Below are 19336 nucleotides of genomic sequence, written 5' to 3'. Positions count from 1 at the left end.
GCGAATGATGGAAATGAAGCCTAAACATCTACTTTACTTGGCAATTTTTACCGCTTTGGGTCCAATAATGGTCTCTCAAACCCATGCCCAGCTACATCTGGAAATTGCCAAAGCACCTGCAGAAGCCCCGAAAATTGCCATCATTCCGTTTAGTAATGATCAAAGCATTTACCCGATTGTTGAAAATGACCTGAACCGTTCCGGCAAATTCACCAGCTCATCAAAAAACTTGCCGGCAAGTGCAGCAAATAATAGTCCTAATGCCGCTGCCTGGCAGGCCGCCGGTGTACCTTATGTGGTGACTGGTACCAGCAAGCCAACCGCAGATGGTGGCTTTGAAATTCACTATCAGCTGTATGATGTGCAAAAGCAGCAGTATTTATTAAACGAATTACTGACTGTACCGGCTTCACGTACCCGTCAGGCTGCGCACATGATCAGTGACACCATCTATGAAGCACTGACCGGTATTAAAGGCGATTTCAGTGGTCGTATTGCCTATGTCTTGCGGAATCCGGCCACTCCGGAGCAGCGCTATACCCTGCAAATTGCCGACACCGATGGTGAACAGCCAAGAACCATTCTGACTTCACGCGATCCAATCTTGTCGCCGGCCTGGACGCCAGATGCCAAGAAAATTGCCTACGTGTCCTTTGAAACCAAACGCCCTGCGATTTATGTTCAGGATTTATCTACCGGTTCACGTGAAAAACTGGCCAGCTTCCGTGGCTTAAATGGCGCACCAAGCTTCTCTCCAGATGGTTCACGCATGCTGTTTACTGCTTCAATGCACGGCAATCCGGAAATTTACGAGATGGATCTGGGCACGCGTCAACTCAAGCGCATGACCAATGACAGCGCCATTGATACAGAAGCACGCTACGCACCCGATGGTAAATCGTTTATTTTTACTTCAGATCGTGGCGGCTCAGTGCAAATCTATCGCTATGACCTGAACACGGGCAGCAGCAAACGTCTGACCTTCCGCGGCGCATTTAATGCGCGTGGTACTTTAAGTGCCGATGGTAAAAAACTGGCGCTGGTTCATCGTCCAAGTGGCAGCAATTATAAAGTTGCGATTCAGGACATTAATACCGGCATTACCAATATCCTCACCCCAACCAGCCTGGATGAATCTCCAAGCTTCTCACCAAATGGACAGATGGTGGTCTATGCAACCCGTGAAGGTGCGCGTGGCCTGCTGTCCATTATGTCTTTAGATGGTCGTTTCCGTATGAATTTGCCAAGTGAACAAGGTGAAGTGCGTGAACCGGCTTGGGCACCAAAATAAGAGCAACTGAACAACCAAGTTTCATGGAGATGAAAATGAACGCAGTAAAATTATTTGTATTGCCTGTACTGGCCTCAGCGCTGGTGATGACTGGCTGTGCCAACCGTAAGCCTGCAACCGATGTTCAAGCAGGACAAACACCGACCTCTTCAACCACGGTCAATACACAAGGCTTAAGTGATGATGCAGCCTTGAATGCACAAAACCTGGCCGGTGCATCTGCCCAAGGTGTAACTGAAGCCAATAAAGCATTCTTGGCAAAACGTGTGGTGCACTTTGACTATGACAGCAGCGAACTGTCGAATGAAGACCTACAAACCCTACAGGCACATGCACAATTCCTGATGGCCAATGCCAACTCGAAAGTCGCGCTTACAGGTCATACCGATGAACGTGGTACTCGTGAATACAACATGGCCCTTGGTGAGCGTCGTGCCAAAGCAGTCGAAAGCTTCCTGGTCACCACCGGCGTGAATCCGGGTCAATTGGAACCGGTCAGCTATGGTAAAGAAATGCCGGTTAACCCAGGTCATGATGAAAGTGCCTGGAAAGAAAACCGCCGTGTTGAAATCAACTACGAAGCGGTACCACCTTTACTGCGTTAAAATTGCATGATTGAGCAGAGTTGCTCAATATAAAAAAGCGCTCCATCGGGCGCTTTTTTAATACTCAAACACAAGAGCTGAGCCAAATTCTATTTAAGGTGCATCTGCCTGTGCATCTTCTTCATCTTTGGCGGGTTGCATCGACTCAATCATGTCGTGCTTGTTAAATTTCTTGTACTCTGGTTTTGCTTCATACCCCTTCCAGGCCTCTTTGACCTTGTCGGCGCTAATTTCATCTAAACTAATGCCTTCGCTTGGGGTTGGAGTCGCATCAAACTTTAACGTTGTCATATGTGTGCTCCTATATACTGGTTGATTCTGTTCCTTCACATCAACATAGCACTTTCTAGCAGACTTGCAAGGGCAAAATCACGTCAAATAGTTGAGTTTAATTTTTCTTTTAAGCTGTTCTCATCTAAAATATCGGACAAAGCTTTTTTGATCATGCCCGATCGATTCTTATTCGGAGTTTTCCTATTATGTCTTATCGCACCCTGTCCCAATTTCTACAACAACAAAGCGGAAATTTAACCCCTGAACTTGCACAGGTGATTGAGACCATTGCCAATACCTGCAAAACTATTGATCAGGCTTTACAAAAAGGCGCCTTGGCTGGGGTTCTGGGCAGTGCACAAAATGAGAACGTGCAAGGCGAAGAGCAAAAGAAACTCGATGTCATTTCCAATGATTACCTGATTGATGCCTTACAGAAACATCCCAATGTCGGCGGTTTAGCCTCAGAAGAACTGGATGAATTCACTCCGGCACAGGAAAATGGCCAATATTTAGTGCTGTTCGATCCGCTAGATGGTTCAAGCAACATCGACATCAATATGTGTGTCGGCACCATTTTCTCGATTCTTCCGGCAAAAAATGCAGTGACCCAAGCAGCTGATTTCATGCAGGCCGGTGTTCACCAGGTTGCTGCCGGTTATGTACTGTATGGCCCATCAACCATGATGGCCTTAACCGTCGGTGCAGGTGTAGTGTTCTTTACCTTTGACCCGGAAACTCAGGAATTCCTGCTGACTTCGGAAAATATCCAGGTGGCAGCCGACACCAAAGAATATGCAATTAATGCCTCTAACCAGCGTCATTGGGAAGCACCCGTTCAACGTTATATTGATGAACTGCTAGCAGGTAAAACCGGTCCGCGTGAAAAAGACTTTAACATGCGCTGGGTGGCCTGTATGGTGGGTGATATTCACCGTATTCTGTGCCGTAGCGGGATTTTCATGTATCCATATGACCTGAAAGATCCGAAAAAAGCTGGCCGTTTACGTTTAATGTATGAAGCCAACCCGATGAGTATGCTCATGGAACAAGCCGGCGGTGCGTCGACAACAGGTCGTGTACGTATTCTGGAAATTGAACCGACCGATCTGCATCAACGTGTACCAGTGATCATTGGTTCTAAAAACGAAGTTGATCTTGTTACTGGCTACCACGCTTAATTTTTTCTGATAACACCTGTGGGTCTGTGCTCACAGGTGTGGATGTTCTCCATGCCTACCTTATTTCTCGAATCGAAAGATAATCCTAAAATTAAGCACCTACGTGGCTTGATTGAACAAAACAGCTACCGTAAAAAACAAGGTCAGACTGTGCTTGAAGGTTCGCACCTTTGTCTGGCATGGTTAGAACAAAACCGGAAAATTAACGCGATTTTCACCACCGAAAATGCCCTGAAACATCCTGATCTGAACGATATTCTGGACCAGTATCAGGGTACGGTGTTTGTAATTGGCGAGTCTTTATATAAAGATTTAAGTACCTTGGGCACCACCCTTGCCTGTCTGGCTATTGTCGATTTGCCAAGTTCCAGTCAGGCGCTTGACTATCAGGCCGATACCTTAATCTTGGAAAATGTCCAGGACCCGGGCAATGTCGGCACCCTGCTACGCTCGGCTGCTGCAGCCGGCATCCAGCAAATTGTCTGCACCAAAGGCTCCGCCTCGTTATGGTCACCACGGGTATTACGTGCCGGGATGGGTGCGCATTTTTCTTTGCAGACCTTTGAAAATATCCAGCTCGAGGAGATTCTGGAACAGTTTAAAATTCCGGTCTATGTCACCAGCTCACACCGTTCCACCAGCCTGTATGCCAAAGACTTAAGCCAGCCATGCGTATGGATTCTCGGTAATGAAGGTCAAGGTGTATCGGATTACGCACTAGCACATGCCGAAGCCGTTACCATTCCACAACCGGGCGGACAGGAATCTTTAAATGTCGCGATTGCCGGTTCAGTCTGTTTCTTTGAAATGGTACGTCAACGACTCTAATACGTTAATTTATATTAAATAGGCTGGCCCTATTAAAAAAATAGATTACACTAGAAAAATAATAACTTGTAATGTCAACCGAACCATTATTTTTAACGTTAATAGTGCCATGAAGTTAAAAATAATGGTGGGTATCCAATGACAGGATTTTCCATCTCTATGGATTTAGCACCCAAAAAGTCTCAACCTGAAAGTTTGAGTACTCTGAAGAGTACGGCTGAACAACGCCTGAAAACTTTTATGCACGAGGTCACCGGGCGCGCCTTAGTGATGATGGAAAGTGCCACTCAGGGACAGCATGGCATCGCGATGGATCTGGTTCAGGAAGCCTTTATTTCCCTGCACAAATCCTATGCCGATAAAAGCACAGATGAGTGGTATCCACTGTTCCACACCATTTTAAATAACAAATTACAGGACTGGCGACGTAAAGAAGCCCGTCGTGCACAACCCTTTTCATTTTTCCGCAAAGTCAGCCTGGATGACGATGATGTCGAACAAAATGATCTGGTCGATGAACGTGCACTCAATCCTGCTGAGTTTTTGGACCAAGCCATGACTGCTGAAGAAATTCAGGAGGCAATCGCCAAACTTCCAGTGCGTCAGCAACAAGCGTTTATGCTGCGGGCCTGGGAAGGGTTCGATACTCAGACTACTGCCCAGATTATGAATTGTTCTGAAGGCAGTGTAAAAACCCATTATCATCGTGCTATTCAGGCTTTACGCCAGACTCTGGCACATATGAATCCATATCTGGGAGGATCATCCGAATGAAACAAGATGATTTCTTAAAACAAGTGACTTCCAAACTTGATGGACTCGCCCACCACCACAAAGACAAAGCTGTGGTGATGAATCATGTTCTGGATCAGATTCAGGATAAGCAGACATCACGCTATGGCCTGTGGAAAATGTCCGGTTTTGCACTTGCGGCTGCCATTGCAGGATTCGTCATTTTACCAAATTCGGTAGAAATGACCGCGCAACCGCAAAATCAGGTGGTGGCTACGCCAAAACTTTCACCACAAATGATGGAAGATCTAGAAATGTTATTGGTGCTGGGTGAGGATAAAGTTCAACATGGCAGCTAAACGTTTAGCATTCGCCTTCTGTGCGCTGGGCTTTTTGCAAACCAGCTTTGCAGGCTTTGAGCGTTTCTGGATTTTCTCCAAAGATGCAGACACAAAAATTGTTGAAAGCTGGGAAACCCTCTCAGATGAAGAACAATTGGCCTTAATCAAACGTTATCAGAATTTAAAAGAACTGCCGTCCGATAAAAGTGCTTCTTTGCAACAGCGTATGGACTGGTTTATTCAGCTACCCGATGCAGAAAAGCAGAAAATGCGTGAAACCTGGCAAAAAATGAGTACCCAGGAACGCAAGGAACTCGGCCAAAGAATGCAGAAGGCCACGCCTGAAGAACGCGTGCTGATTCGTGAAGAATATATCAATAAATATATCACGCCGACAGAATACTAAGCGATTAAGCCACACATCAACCCAGTGCTGGTCCATAAAAAAGCCTCTTATCAGAGGCTTTTTTACATTCACTGGATTTATGATTTATGATTTAAACTGACGGCGTACACGATATACCGCCATGCCCAATAAACCAAATAATCCAGCAAGCCCTAGACTTCCACCACCGCTTCCTTCAGTATTGCTGTTTTTCGCGGTATTGATCAGGCTGATGGTCGCCTCATTAGACAGCTCCTGTTCAGCATCAAATACTGTGTATTTCAGCTCATAATCAAACGGGCTATAGCTGTTACGCACCTGAATCTGCAGGTTTCCGCCATAACAAGTTTCACGCACATAATCCCCTGGACATGGACCACTCCGGTCTGCCGTGACCAGTACACTTGAAGGTACATTGGTTAAACGGATTGGCAATTCAAGTCCATTGCTATCGGTATAAAAGGCCGGTTTATTTTGTCCAGACAGCAGTGTATTGACAGGTCCATCGCCATCATCACTGTCATTTTCCAGCGGATTGACATTAATTTTCAAATCCGAACCGTATTCAATGGTGTAGCGGTCGGCTTTGGCAATCGGTTTGATGTTCATGAATTTTGCCTCAAGCAAACCACTCGACTGAACACTTGGATCCGTCACCGAAGTAATGGTGTAGGCACAATAGGCAGAATCAATATTCTGGGTCACCTGATCATCGACACGATAGAACAGAATCCGTTTTACATCGGCATCCCATTCGCATTTCAGGTTTGGATCATGCAGCAGTTTACTGCGGTCAAAGGCCGCATCTTCTAAACCACCGCCAATGCCATAGACTTCTGTACTGATATTAAAGTGTTCCGGTTTTAGTTCCAGCAACTGTGCCACGCTACCATCGGCATTTGGTTCATCATGCTTGAGGGCTAATGCAAATGGATCGATATAAATAGTCCGATATTTCTGTTTTTCCTTGGAAAATTTAAGCAAATTTTCATAGTTTTGCAGATCTGCCTGATGTTGGGCCAACAGCTCTTTATTTTTCTCTGGTGCCTGAACCAGCGCTTTTAAACGGTCAATCTCCTGCTGATAGCTGTCAAACAAGGTCACATGCGACACGTTTTTCAGATTGACAATATCTGCTGCGGTCATACGCATGAGTTCAACCGAACCAATTTCACAGCTGTTTTTCTGTTCTGGATCTAAAATCAGGGTGCCATCAGTCACACGCTGTAAACCACGCTGATCTGACACTTCACAGCCAAATCCTTCGACATTGACCAGGTCCGCATCATTGTCCAGATTTTTTGGATAATATAACGGCAGGAATAAGTTATAGGCTGAAGCCGGCTGCATTGGATAGAGCACATCACTTAACTGCTTGCCACTTAAATTCACCGAGCTCATTGAGTTTTCTTCTGTGCTCGCGAGCGTTTCCGGCAGGTCACATACCCCCTGCTCTACACTTTGTGCATTCGGGAAAATTAGCGCATTGCGTGATGAGCTGATATTCGGTTGCCGCTCGGTTAAATTGCCATTATTCAACGCATAACGGCATGATTTTCCGGTATTAAATGCCAGCACATTAAATCTTAATACTTTGATGCCTGAATCATCATAATAGAAGGTGCTGGCGGCCTCATTTTCGACAATGGTATTGTTATTTAAACTGAAGACCGATTGCGTACTGAGGCGGTGCTCCGGGCCATTGGCCAGGTTAAAAATATGCCCCTGCGTTAAGTTCGCTTTATTTTTAGCCACTGTGGTATTGGTTAAAGTCAGACGCGGCTTGCCACAAAAATCAAAGCTACTCAGGCTGTTGCTGTTGCCATTTTGAATGACACTGCTTTGCTGAATGGTGATATTGGCCTGGGTATCTGCTAGATTTGCCGTACAGTCCATCGCCAGCACACTGCCGACACTGGCGCTGTTCCCCTGAATCAGGCTATTCACCACCGTAATTGGCTGTTCCTGATTATGGGCAGCAATATACAGTGCACCACCCCGCGCTGCCTGCGAATCCAGAATTGCGGTATTGGTCAAGGTCAACGGTCCGGCAACCAGTAAAGCCCCGCCCAGCCCATCGCTATAGCCATTTTTAAGGGTCAGATCGTCAAACATGACATTGGCCTGACTGTCGAGCGTATTAACAATACGATGCAGCCCCTGGCCGTTAATAATGGTCTGATGCGGTATCAGCGCCGGATAACGGTGGGTAATAGGATCTTTCTTGCTGTAATCAAGCGGTGTTGCGCCCATAATCCGCACATTGGACTGCGGGCGTAATTCAGCATTTAACTTGTATTCACCCGCTTGCAGACGGATATAATCCACTGCAATATAGTTGGTATTGCCGACACTACAGCCCCCAAAGGCTTTGTTCTGTTTGGCCGCCACCAAGGCTTCACGTAGCGAACATTTATCCGGGTTTTCACCATTTTCATCGGCAAATGTAGTGACATAAATAGTACGGTCTTCTGCGGCCATTAATGACATGGCACTGACAATCATGACTCCCAAGAGTGCTTTTTTATAATTTTTCATTCCCTTTCCCTGTTTTTATTTTTTACGGCGCCAAGCTACCAGTAACATCAATATGAGTACGCCATAGCCAGCCACTGCTCCGCCAGATGTTTTAATTTTGTCACTGTCCATGTGGTTTTCAGGTGCCTGAATCACTTGTACACGAATTTCTACATATGGTTTGGTGGTATTAAAACGTGTACTGGTGGTCACCAGTTTAATTTTAAAAACATCTGCGCCATGCCAGGCAGAATCCGGGGTATAAATAATCTTGCCCTGCTCATCAATCGTCAGTTGACCCTTGGAACTGGTCTGGGTCTGCTCAATCTGCACACAACCGGCCTGCCAGGCTTTCCCAGTCGGATTGCTGCTAAACAGACTGTCACAGAACTCGGCTGGTACCAGATCACTATCACCAATTAAATCGCTGACCGACATTTCGGCAATTTCACCGGCCAGAATATCCCGACCAATGAGACCTGAGGCATCAGGTACGGTAATTTCAATTGCACCACGGTCACACAAGGTATTATCCGAAGCTCGGTTCACCCCGCGCTGATCTGCCGAGGCACAAGTAACCTGCTCAGTGGTACCCACTTGTGCATAGCCTTTGTTGACGATTGGAGAGTCAGCCAGAGCCTGGTAATTCAGTAAAATACGTGGGCGGATATAGCCCAAGAACTGTTCTTCTTTAACCTGATACGGGCAGAATAAGGCGTCCTCATCTTCACTCAGCACTTTACAGGCGCCTTCCAGGATATTCCCGCTAAAAATATGGCTACCCTGCCAGATCTGGTTCGGGTAATTGGTATCACCCAGTCCACATTCTTCAGAGACCAGATTGTTTTGCAGCACGCTTTGATCGGCTGCCTCTTTGCTACAGTTAGCAGACTGCGCCGTCACAGGATGTGGATTGGCCAGCAGAATACTGTTGGCAATATAGCCTTTTCCTGCCGGGGCTTCTAAACGTACCCCTGCGCTATTGCCCATTAAAGTGACGTTATTGACCCCGATATTGTCTCTCAGGTTCAGCACATAGCCTTCATTGCGGTTAAAGGTCGTACTGCTGATGGTATTGGCAGCGGCCAGCAGCTTGAGATTTTCGACATCTTCTGTAGGTAACTGGGTGTAGAGGTTGGCAGATGCCAGATCGCTGGTTTTGTTGTCGCTAAACACCGCTGCATAAATCCGGAAGCTTGGCAGTCGGCTATAGATGGCGCCACCCTCGGTGGCATGGTTGTGCTGGATTAAACTGTTTTTAATTTCAATAAAGGCTGGCGCGATATTTTCTCCCACTTCAGCCAGATTATAGATGGCACCGCCCTGGTTGGCTCGGCCCTGACTCAGCTTGACATAATCCAGCACCAGGTATTCATGGTTCAGAATCAGGCCGCCCTGATTGGGACGGCAACTGTCGCTGCCACAGCCTTGCAGACTGACTTCGCTCAGGTTGACCTGAATACGTTTATCATCACTACTTTCAATATGAAAAATACGTTCATTACCGGCCATTTCGATAATGGCATTGTTCAGGCCTTTGATATTTTTTTCTTTCAGGCCGGTGTCATAGGTGGTTTTAATGCTTAAGGGTTGGGTGATTTTTAACTGCTGATTAAGTTTATAAACGGCGTGTTTTTCTAACAGAATGACATTGGAGGAATTTTCGCCACCGCAGCCATTATGGCCTTCTTCCGGCAACCCCAAATTAATATACTCGACTGCTTCGCGCAGTGAACATTCTTTATCATTGGCTTGAATATCTTCAGTGATGGTGACAACAATATTGCTACTATAAGCATGTCCCGCAATAAACAGCATACCAATGCCGATGCTCCGCTTGAGCATAAGCTTACTCCTTAACCTATTTATTCATTTTTATTTTTAAGTTGCAGCTTCCTTGCAACTAAGACTTATTTTGAGTGTAATTTGTCATAGCTAGAGTAATTACTCAAGTTTTTTTGTATTTTACCGATATTCGTCAATTAATGCGTAGATCTGACGCAAATTCGCACCGCTCAGTTTGGTTTTTTCGCCTTTTAGCAGCTGAATCAGTTGTTGCAGGCTTTGTAACAGCATTGAAGTCTGCTGCGGACCATGTAACAGCAAGTAGTCAATAATCTGCTGATCAATCTGAATACCTTTACGTTGCAGCACCGAAGTTACCAAAGCCTGACGGTCGGCAAACAGGCTGCCAGTCGGCACTTTCACACTCACAGCCTGAGTTAAACGGGACTGTAAATCGGGCAATTCCAGTTTCAGTTCAATCGGGGCAAAACGTGATGAAAACACCAATTGCCCGCCCATTTCATTGCTGTAATTGATTAAATGAAATACCGCGCGCTGCCAATGCGGCACGCCGCTAATCGCTTCAATATCATCCAGACAGACCAGATCAAAATGATCTAAAGAGGTAATGGCTTCGGTCGGGGCATCCAGAAGTTCCAGCAAAGAGACTTTAATCGCGGATTTGCCAATTTCCAGATAAGAATCGCAAATCGCCGAAAGCAGATGGCTTTTGCCTGTACCCGCACCGCCATAAACATAAAAACGGTTGACCAGCCCCGCATGCAACTGTCGTACTGCGTCAATTACATGGCCCCAGCCCGGACCAGAAAAATCACTGATTCGGGCATCGAGTTGAGGTTCTATATCAAGCTGCAGTTGACGCATATACAGAATAGGCCTTCGTTAAACATCTTTAGGATCAAGAGGATTCATCTTACTCGATTTTTCAGTCTGTTGCAGTGGCTTTGTCTGATCTTTCTCAAGATCAATATCGACATCCACCTGATCAGTTTCTATGCTGATACTGCCCGTTTGCTGGTCATGATGAATGATAGCCGTCGACTGTCCATACCACTGACTACGTTCATAGCAATCCCTGGCATGACGTAGCAAGACCACAATTACCGCGGCAACCGGCAAGGCAATTAGCATCCCGAGGAAACCGGCCAGTTGCGCACCGGCCAGTACGGCAAACACCACTGCTACCGGTGACAGTCCGATTTTATCGCCCAGTAAAAATGGTTGCAGTACATAGCCTTCTACCGCCTGACCAATCATAAACACCACCAGCACCAAGAACAGTTGCATCCAGTCGATACCAAACTGCAATAAGGTGGCAATGACCGCAGCAATAATCCCGACCGCAAAACCTAAATATGGGATGATACTGGCCAGACCTGCCACCATCCCGATAATCAGGCCAACGTCCAGACCAATCAGTTGCAGACCGGTGGCATAGACCACACCTAGGAGGATCATCACCAGGAACTGACCTTTGACAAACGCGCCTAATACGTTATGGCATTCATTCACAATATGCAGGGTGCTGCGCTCATACGGACGTGGAATTAAACGGCGCAGACTGTCCAGCATACGGTCCCAGTCGAGCAGAAAATAGAAGGCAATAATTGGAATTAAAACAATGGTCCCGCCAATCTGGATAAAGTTCAGACCGGACTGCGCCACCCGTAAAATCATGGCCTGAATGCTGTCGGCGCTGTAATTGGTCTGCACATAGTCCATGATAATGGTTGACATATGCGTGGTATCAATTTCCATCTCATCGACATTAAAGGTTTCAGAAATCCAAGGCAAAAAGGTGGTATTGATCCAGTTAATTCCGACCGGAATACTGTCGCGGGCAATCATCAGCTGTTTCCAGACCAGCGGAATGATGTACCAGACTGCCACGGTCAGTAGAATCCCGATTCCGACAAAAACGATGCTGATGGATAACCAGCGCGGCACCCCAACCCGATATAAAGTATCAACCAGTGGACTGAACAGATAAGCCACAAGAAAGGCGACAATAAATGGAATAACGACCGGCTTGAGTAAATATAAAATCCAAAAAATTAAAGCTATCCCGGCAAGGATAAAAATGCGACGTAAAGTACGATCTGCCATAGAATCTCGCCTTTTTGCAGTGTAATCGTTATATAAAGTAAAATATTTTAATAAAGATAGCATTTTAGCGCATAAATAACATAAGAGTTTCGTATATTCGGGTTATAATCCCCCGCGCGAATGCGGAGACTTCATTATGAGCAACTCAACTTCTAACCCTACCCCTGGTTTAAGCTATAAAGATGCTGGTGTCGACATCGAAGCCGGTGACGCGTTAGTCGATCGAATTAAATCTGTTGCGAAACGCACCACTCGTCCTGAAGTAATGGGCGGATTAGGCGGCTTTGGCGCACTTTGTAAAATTCCTAAAGGTTATGAAGAACCTGTTCTCGTATCAGGCACAGACGGTGTTGGTACAAAATTACGTTTAGCCCTTAATTTAAACCGTCATGACACTATTGGTCAGGATCTGGTGGCCATGTGTGTGAACGACCTGCTGGTTTGTGGCGCAGAACCACTGTTCTTCCTCGACTACTATGCAACGGGTCACTTAAACGTTGATGTTGCAGCCAATGTAGTTACCGGGATCGGTCAAGGTTGTGAGCTTGCGGGCTGTGCACTGGTTGGCGGTGAAACTGCTGAAATGCCAGGCATGTATGAAGGCGAAGATTATGACCTTGCAGGTTTCTGCGTAGGCGTGGTTGAGCAAAGCAAAATTATTGATGGCTCTAAAGTCAAAGCGGGTGACGTTCTGATTGGTGTTGCGTCTTCAGGTGCACACTCAAACGGCTATTCTCTGCTTCGTAAAATTCTAGACGTGAAAAACGTTGACCTGACTCAAATCGTAGATGGCCGTCCGCTGGCAGATGCAGCGATGGAACCAACCCGTATTTATGTCAAACCGATTCTTGAATTACTTAAATCTGTTGATGTTCACGCAATGGCGCACATCACCGGTGGCGGTTTACCTGGTAACTTACCACGCGTACTTCCAAATGGCGCGCAAGCGGTGATTAACGAATCATCTTGGGAATGGCCAGAACTGTTCAAACTGCTGCAAAAAGAAGGCGGTGTTGAACAATTCGAAATGTACCGTACCTTTAACTGTGGCGTTGGTATGGTATTGGCAGTGGATGCAGCAGATGCAGACAAAACTGTTGAATTGCTGAACCAGTTAGGCGAAAAAGCCTGGGCCATGGGTCACATTGTTGACAATGCAGAATCTGTTGAAGGTGCTGACGAAAAAATCCGTGTGATTTTTGCGTAATTGTCTATGTTGAAAATTGCTGTACTTGTTTCAGGCAGTGGATCGAACTTACAAGCCCTGATTGATGCCCGTCTTTCCGGACAAATTGTCGGGGTCATTTCCAACAAACCTGGAGCCTATGCGCTGGAACGTGCCCAAAAAGCCGGTATTGCCACTGCGGTAATTGAACACAAGCAATACCCAGACCGTGAAAGTTTTGATGATGTGATGCATCAACAGCTTTTAGACTGGGAGGTTGATCTGGTGGTGCTGGCAGGCTTTATGCGCATTTTAAGCGCCAAGTTTGTTAAAGCCTGGGAAGGGAAAATGCTGAACATTCACCCTTCTCTGCTGCCGCATTACAAAGGCATGCATACTCATCAACGGGTGTTAAACACGGGTGATGTCTATCATGGCTGTACGGTACATTATGTGACTGCCGAGCTGGATGCCGGTCAGGCGCTGGCCCAAGGGGTACTTACTGTATCGCATCAGGACAGCGTGGAAAGCTTGGCCAATCGTGTGCATGTGCTGGAACATCTGATTTATCCGCAAGTGGTGGAATGGATTTGTAGTGGTACGCTGCAGCACACACCAAACGCGGTGCTGTATCGTGGTCAGGTGTTAGCGCAACCGCTACAGTTCTGTCAGCGCTAAAATAAAAAGTAATATCTATAAAAAAACGCATCCTCGGATGCGTTTTTTTATGACCTGATTTTTCCCAAAAGTAATCTTAAGGTGCCTGATCCTGTAATAAGGATTTAATCATCTGTGCCACTTGCTCAGGCTGTTCCAGTGGGAACATATGACCGCCCGGCGCAACATGAAAAGGAATCCCGAATTTCTTCTCAATTTGCTGTGGAAACTTGCGGGCCAGAAACGGACCTTTCTCGGCCACTACCAATTGTGCCGGCACCTTCAGCTTGGCCTGTGGCAACCACCATAAAGATGGATTGGTACGGAAAATCTGTACTTCATCCATTTTAGGAATGGTAAGCGTCACCCCACCACGTACAAGATCTTCTGTCAGTGCATGGTCGATATAAGCCTGAAAACAGTCCGGATCAAAATCTTGATAAAAGCCTTTGGGTCTGAGCAGCTCGGCCGCCTGCTGACGTGACTCCCAATGATCACGGCGGCGTTTAGACAATCCCGCCGGTGACATTTTATCGAGGGCTTTCAGCTTCAACAGTTTCGCTACATGCATGACTAGCGCTTCTTTGCCCATGATCATTGGCGGATCAAGCATGATCAGCTGGGAAAACAGTTCCGGGCGTTGCTGCGCGGCCTGAAAACTCAGCACCGAACCAAGAGAATGACCCAGTGCAATCACCTTACGGCCTTGTGCCTGCCGCACAATACTGTCAATCACCTGCTGGGTCAGACTGTTCCAATGATTGTCGATTGGATAACGTTTATCTGGCCCGAGCAAAGGCACATCAATCATGTCATAATCATCTTGCAGATGCTGAAACAGTTTTTGATAGACCCGTGACGGTACGCCATTGGCGTGAGCAAAATGGATTAATGGTTTCATTGTAATTTGGTACTTTGTTCAGATTGAATCTGCTGCGATACAGCGCTGGCCATCCCCTGACCCACCGCAGTGCCCATACGACCCAGCATCGAATCCAGCGGATTATATTCAATGGTATAGTTGACGGTTTTGTCGACTTTTAATTCACGTTTTAACGTATTCATACTGCCCAGACGGTCAATAATACCCAGTTTCAACGCCTGATCACCGGTCCAGAATAAACCGGAAAACAAGGTTGGATCATTGGCTTTTAACTTGTTGCCACGGCCCTGTTTGACTGCAGTAATGAAATGCGCATGCACATTATCCAGCACACCCTGAACATGGGCTTTTTGTGCCGGATCCACCGGTTGTGTCATCGACAGCAGCGCCTTATTTTCACCGGAGGTCATGGTGCGATCTTCAACACCCAGCTTTTGCATTAAACCACTAACGCCATAATTCGGCATAATCACCCCAATCGAGCCAACCAGACTGGATGGATTGGCAATAATTTCATCGGCAGCTGAAGCAATATAATAAGCGCCTGAAGCGCCGGTATCGCCAATCACCGCATACAGTTTTTTATCCTGATGCTGCTGTTTTAAATACTGGATTTCCTGCCAGATTTCATCGGACTGAACCGGTGATCCGCCCGGTGAATTAATATTTAGCACCACCGCCTTACTGCCGCTTGCTTCATAGGCTTTACGCAGTGATTTAATGGTATTTTCACTATTGACGCTCTGTTTATCCGCTGCGATGGTGCCCACAATATCGACCACGGCAATATGCGAACTGCTGGTCACGGCCGTAGCAGAATTATTGCTACAGCTTTTACCCATAATCACCAGCAGAATAAAAATATAGGCAAAGGTCAGGAACTTAAAGAAAATTCCCCAGCGTCTGGCGCGGCGCTGTTCTTCAACAGAGGCTAAAACCGCTTTTTCCAGTAACTTCCATTCGTTTCCTGTCGGTTGTTGTGCTGTGGGTGGATGGCTATTCTTGATTTCATTTTCTGGTTTAGGCGGCCAATCGGACATAAAAACAATCCAAAACTCGAGTTAATTTTCCTCCATTATATACGCCGAAAAACTGATTGCTGTCTAAATTGAATGTTTTCCCCTATAATATTTTCATTTTTAACCTTTTCTTTAGATTTCACTATACTGAATGACTGATAAACTCGCCCCAACGACTATCTCTCGTTTACTTCATTTTGTCAGTCGACAACCCCTCAGCCTTTCACGTTGGGCGGCCCGCGTGTTGGCGGCATTTTTGAATGTCTTTCAGCTCAGCAAGACCTCTCAGGTCATTCGCCTCAATTTAAATATTGCCCTGCCGCATTTAGATACGACCCAGCGTGAACAGCTGGCGCGTCAGGCCATTCGCAATGAACTCACCTCTTATTTTGAGTTTTTTAATATCTGGGGCGCAGAAAACCACAAGAATATTTCCCGCATTCATCAGGTGCATGGCGAACAGCTGTTACATGAGGCACTGGCTGCGCAAAAAGGCGTGGTACTGATTGTGCCGCATTTTGGCACCTGGGAAATCATGAATGCCTGGGTGGCGCAGCACACCGAAATGACCATCATGTATAAACCGGTGAAAAATCCATCGGCTGATGAGTTTGTCCGTAACGCTCGCAGCCGTGAACAGGCCAATCTGGTGCCGACCAATGACAGCGGTATTCGTCAGATTTTTAAGGCACTGAAACAAGGCGGAACCACGGTAATTCTGCCGGACCACACCCCGCATTTGGGGGGTGAAATGATTCACTATTTTGGTCTGCCACTTGAATCCAGCAACCTGAGCGCCAAGCTGATTCAAAAAACTAAAGCCGCTGCCCTGTTTCTGTATGCACTGCGCAATGAACAGCAAGGTTTTGATATTTTCATTGAAGCCATGGACGCACGGCTCTACGACTGTTCTGCCAATGAAGGCACCGCAATGATTCACCAGAAGATTGAACAGCTGATTGCCCAGCATCCGGAACATTATCACTGGAGTTATAAACGCTTTAAGGCACATCCAGCCTTAAGACGGATTTATGATATTCCTACGGATGAAGCCTTGGCGTTAATTCAAAATACCAAAGCTAATTCCGCTTAATCACGCCGCAGCCAAACCCGCATATGCCGATACGGTAGCACCTCATTCTCAGTGGGATAAAACTGGATGCTACCCTGCTGCGCGGTCTGCCATAAGGGAATTTTTAAGGCGTTCAGTCGGGCTTTTACCTGCGTGCTCGGATGGCCATAACGGTTATTCAGCCCCGCCGATGCAATTGCCAGTTTAGGCTCCAGCTGTTTTAAAAACTGGTAAGATGAACTGTGCCGGCTACCATGATGGCCAAGCACCAGCACATCCACTTTTAAATCCGGATAATCCTGTAATAACTGATATTCAGTCGGCCAGCCTGCATCACCCATCAATAAAAAGCGAGAATAAGGCTGAGCCTGTGCAAACTCGACCAGCAGCACACAGGAACTTTCATTTTTCTGCTGTTCTACAGGATTTAACTGCTCCGGTTTCGGAGAGAGTACCTGTATCTGGATGCCCGGCTGCCACTGCCATTGCTGTCCTTGCTGGCAATAGTCAAAATGGCTATGAGGATTTACTTCAAGCTGAGCATTGGCATAGACCTGTTGCACCTGTAACTGTGGCTTTAAGGTCTGATAAGCGCCGCTATGATCCTGATCCAGATGGGTCAACCATAAATAATCTAACTGCTGCACGCCTTTGACACTTAAAAAGGCTGGATAATCTGCCGGCCGATACTCCATTTCTGTTCATCATAATGACCGCCCATATCAATCATCATGCTGTGTTCACGATAGCGTAAAAAGATTGCCTGCCCCTGCCCAACATCCAGCACAGTAAGTTCCACCTGCCGAGAAAACTGATCCTGAAACAGCAAAGGCAACAAGCACAGCGCTGACCAGGCTTTAGGCACTAGACCTGCGGGAAGAAATAAAATCATCAGTCCCAGCACCAGACTCAGCAGCATCGGTGGGCTCAGCGCAACCGGAATCAGTTGCGGCACAAACAGCAAATCCAGCAACTGCAAACAACCCAATAACAGACTTAGCGCCAAGTCATTGAGCTGAAACAGCAACTGGCTCAGCGGTTCCGCCAGATAAAAACTTAAACCGGCCAGAATATCCAGCGGTACAGTCACCAGACCGATCCAGGGAATGGCCAATAGATTACTCAGCGGCGCAATCCAGGCAATCTGCTTGAAGAAGATGATCATCAGCGGAAACAGCGCAATAAAAATTTTCCATTGCGATTCAAATAACAGCCGGAAGCCCTGCCACAATTTCTGCATCAACGTCTGCTGCGGATGCACCGGTTGTTGCCGGAGGGTCTGGTAAATCCTTAACAGCACAAAGCAGGCGCCATAAGACAGCCAGAATGCCGCCGACAGCACACTCAACGGATCAAGCAGCAGCAATAACGAAGCACTACCAATCAGCAAAGACAGCGGCTGTATCGGCTGCTTTAGCAACAGGCAGGCGCCTGCCACCAGACAAATCAGTAAAGTCCTGAGCGCAGGAATTTCAAACCCAACATAGGCACAATATACAAATACACAGCCCATAAACGGCAGCAACAGCAGATAACTTCGGGGCAATTGCGCATATAATTCGGGCCAATAGCGAGTGACCAGGCGCTGCAGCACAAAACACAGCATGGCGGCAAAAATCAGCACATGCGGCCCGGAAATCGCCAGCAAATGACTCATCCCGAAACGCTGAAACTGCTGCTCGGTGGCTTCATCGAGTAAACTTTTATCGCCAGTCAGCAGTGCCAGTATTAAGCCGGGATGCTGCAATGCCTGCTGCTGGATAAAGTCACGAATCTGTAAACGCTGTGTTTCGATCCACAATTTAAATTGCGGCCAGAGTTGCTGATGCTGTCTTAAATGTGCCCCAAATCCCAGCCGATACAGTTCCGATTCAGTCAGTTCCACAATCGACTGGACCTGAAAGCCGCTCATGATATTTTGCTGGAGATACCACTGCTCTACATCAAACGCACCCGGAACGGCAAAACTGTGCGCCGGCAAGGTCTGCCCCTGTAAACGATAATAACGCCCCAGCTGTAGTTCCTGTTCAGCCGGCAGCAAGGCCAGCCATTGCACCGGCTGGCTATGCCGGTTCAGCACCTGAACCGGTTGCCGGAGCTGGCTGCTACCCAGCTGATTGATTTGCTGGACATAGACCACCACCTCTGCCGGCTGGCGGGTCAGTTCACGAAATATCAACCGCTCTTGCAACTGGTTTTGGGCAAAATTCAGCCCCAACAAAAATGTAATGACAAATGCCACACAGGTATTAATCAATTGGATGCCCAGATGGGACCAATGTAAAGCAGCTATTTGCTGTAAAAGCAGGATAATCAGTAACAGGCCTGACAACCAGAGCGGGAAATCCAGCATCGGCCATAGCGTTTTGCCCATACAGGCAATACCTACAATCCAGCCGGCACCCATGATTTTGAACATGTCGTTTTCTGTCTTATTTTTATTTTGAGCAAGCATAAAGCCCACCGGAGTGGGCT

Annotated in this window: 17 protein-coding genes and 1 pseudogene; 10 read left to right on the top strand and 8 right to left on the bottom strand. The window is 46.9% G+C overall.

Going from position 1 to position 19336, the window contains the following annotated elements:
* Positions 1 to 7: 7 nt before the first annotated feature.
* Entirely contained in the window at positions 8 to 1291 is a 1284-nt protein-coding gene (gene tolB / locus ACPEPR_RS02530; RefSeq protein WP_373366853.1) for a Tol-Pal system beta propeller repeat protein TolB, read from the top strand.
* A gap of 35 nt (positions 1292 to 1326) precedes the next feature.
* Positions 1327 to 1896 carry a peptidoglycan-associated lipoprotein Pal gene (gene pal / locus ACPEPR_RS02525; RefSeq protein WP_423561877.1) on the top strand — a complete coding sequence of 190 codons (570 nt, stop codon included), beginning with the start codon at positions 1327 to 1329 and terminating at the stop codon, positions 1894 to 1896.
* Between the two features lie 93 nt (positions 1897 to 1989).
* Here the strand turns inward: pal and ACPEPR_RS02520 are convergent, their stop codons facing one another.
* Positions 1990 to 2187 carry an NF038105 family protein gene (locus ACPEPR_RS02520; RefSeq protein WP_005176594.1) on the bottom strand — a complete coding sequence of 66 codons (198 nt, stop codon included), beginning with the start codon at positions 2185 to 2187 and terminating at the stop codon, positions 1990 to 1992.
* 188 nt (positions 2188 to 2375) lie between these two features.
* On the opposite strand from ACPEPR_RS02520, the gene ACPEPR_RS02515 reads away from it, so the two are divergent.
* From ACPEPR_RS02515 to ACPEPR_RS02495, 5 genes are all read left to right on the top strand, one after another.
* The gene (locus tag ACPEPR_RS02515) at positions 2376 to 3350 is read left to right on the top strand and encodes a class 1 fructose-bisphosphatase (RefSeq protein WP_075167770.1); all 975 of its coding nucleotides are present in this window, start codon (positions 2376 to 2378) and stop codon (positions 3348 to 3350) included.
* A 51-nt stretch (positions 3351 to 3401) separates the two neighbouring features.
* Complete coding sequence (locus ACPEPR_RS02510; protein WP_168369657.1) at positions 3402 to 4178, top strand: TrmH family RNA methyltransferase; 777 nt, start codon at positions 3402 to 3404, stop codon at positions 4176 to 4178.
* A gap of 159 nt (positions 4179 to 4337) precedes the next feature.
* The gene (locus ACPEPR_RS02505; RefSeq protein WP_423561876.1) at positions 4338 to 4952 is read left to right on the top strand and encodes an RNA polymerase sigma factor; all 615 of its coding nucleotides are present in this window, start codon (positions 4338 to 4340) and stop codon (positions 4950 to 4952) included.
* Positions 4949 to 5269, top strand: coding sequence for a hypothetical protein (locus ACPEPR_RS02500; RefSeq protein WP_005176587.1), 321 nt, complete (start codon positions 4949 to 4951; stop codon positions 5267 to 5269). Before ACPEPR_RS02505 ends, ACPEPR_RS02500 begins: the two co-directional genes overlap by 4 nt.
* Positions 5259 to 5657: a DUF3106 domain-containing protein gene (locus ACPEPR_RS02495; RefSeq protein WP_005176585.1), complete on the top strand. Its 399-nt coding sequence runs from the start codon at positions 5259 to 5261 to the stop codon at positions 5655 to 5657. Before ACPEPR_RS02500 ends, ACPEPR_RS02495 begins: the two co-directional genes overlap by 11 nt.
* 84 nt (positions 5658 to 5741) lie before the next feature.
* On the opposite strand, the gene ACPEPR_RS02490 is transcribed toward ACPEPR_RS02495, so the two are convergent.
* The 4 genes from ACPEPR_RS02490 to cxpE all read right to left on the bottom strand — a co-directional run bounded on the left by ACPEPR_RS02490 (position 5742) and on the right by cxpE (position 12065).
* On the bottom strand, positions 5742 to 8174 hold the full coding sequence (locus tag ACPEPR_RS02490; RefSeq protein ID WP_168399162.1) for a CSLREA domain-containing protein: 2433 nt from the start codon (positions 8172 to 8174) through the stop codon (positions 5742 to 5744).
* Positions 8175 to 8189: 15 nt separating this feature from the next.
* Positions 8190 to 9998 carry a rhombotarget A gene (gene rbtA / locus ACPEPR_RS02485; RefSeq protein WP_423561875.1) on the bottom strand — a complete coding sequence of 603 codons (1809 nt, stop codon included), beginning with the start codon at positions 9996 to 9998 and terminating at the stop codon, positions 8190 to 8192.
* 120 nt (positions 9999 to 10118) lie between these two features.
* Positions 10119 to 10823 (bottom strand): DnaA regulatory inactivator Hda, encoded by a 705-nt coding sequence (gene hda / locus ACPEPR_RS02480; RefSeq protein WP_005176580.1) that lies wholly within the window; start codon positions 10821 to 10823, stop codon positions 10119 to 10121.
* Between the two features lie 18 nt (positions 10824 to 10841).
* Positions 10842 to 12065: a chloramphenicol efflux transporter CxpE gene (cxpE, locus tag ACPEPR_RS02475; RefSeq protein ID WP_005176578.1), complete on the bottom strand. Its 1224-nt coding sequence runs from the start codon at positions 12063 to 12065 to the stop codon at positions 10842 to 10844.
* A gap of 136 nt (positions 12066 to 12201) precedes the next feature.
* Between cxpE and purM the strand changes: the two genes are divergently transcribed.
* A complete protein-coding gene (purM, locus tag ACPEPR_RS02470) occupies positions 12202 to 13272 on the top strand; it encodes a phosphoribosylformylglycinamidine cyclo-ligase (protein ID WP_005176576.1) in 1071 nt (356 codons plus the stop codon).
* Positions 13273 to 13278: 6 nt separating this feature from the next.
* Positions 13279 to 13908 (top strand): phosphoribosylglycinamide formyltransferase, encoded by a 630-nt coding sequence (purN, locus tag ACPEPR_RS02465; RefSeq protein ID WP_016660003.1) that lies wholly within the window; start codon positions 13279 to 13281, stop codon positions 13906 to 13908.
* 76 nt (positions 13909 to 13984) lie between these two features.
* Here the strand turns inward: purN and ACPEPR_RS02460 are convergent, their stop codons facing one another.
* Together ACPEPR_RS02460 and sppA are read right to left on the bottom strand one after the other, a co-directional pair.
* Complete coding sequence (locus ACPEPR_RS02460; RefSeq protein ID WP_423561874.1) at positions 13985 to 14788, bottom strand: alpha/beta fold hydrolase; 804 nt, start codon at positions 14786 to 14788, stop codon at positions 13985 to 13987.
* Positions 14785 to 15810 carry a signal peptide peptidase SppA gene (gene sppA, locus ACPEPR_RS02455; protein WP_016660002.1) on the bottom strand — a complete coding sequence of 342 codons (1026 nt, stop codon included), beginning with the start codon at positions 15808 to 15810 and terminating at the stop codon, positions 14785 to 14787. The genes ACPEPR_RS02460 and sppA overlap by 4 nt, the downstream gene beginning before the upstream one ends.
* A 130-nt stretch (positions 15811 to 15940) precedes the next feature.
* Between sppA and ACPEPR_RS02450 the strand changes: the two genes are divergently transcribed.
* Positions 15941 to 16882 (top strand): lysophospholipid acyltransferase family protein, encoded by a 942-nt coding sequence (locus ACPEPR_RS02450; protein WP_160243428.1) that lies wholly within the window; start codon positions 15941 to 15943, stop codon positions 16880 to 16882.
* Here the strand turns inward: ACPEPR_RS02450 and ACPEPR_RS02445 are convergent.
* Positions 16879 to 19280 (bottom strand): annotated as a pseudogene (locus tag ACPEPR_RS02445) (DNA internalization-related competence protein ComEC/Rec2). The gene ACPEPR_RS02450 and the pseudogene ACPEPR_RS02445 overlap by 4 nt on opposite strands.
* Positions 19281 to 19336: the final 56 nt, after the last annotated feature.

The organism is Acinetobacter sp. AND/436 (genome assembly GCF_049546925.1).
In the GTDB taxonomy this organism is placed as follows: Bacteria; Pseudomonadota; Gammaproteobacteria; order Pseudomonadales; family Moraxellaceae; genus Acinetobacter; species Acinetobacter indicus.
The sequence above is the reverse complement of the archived record's forward strand: the minus strand, read 5'-3'. Positions and strand labels throughout refer to the sequence as shown.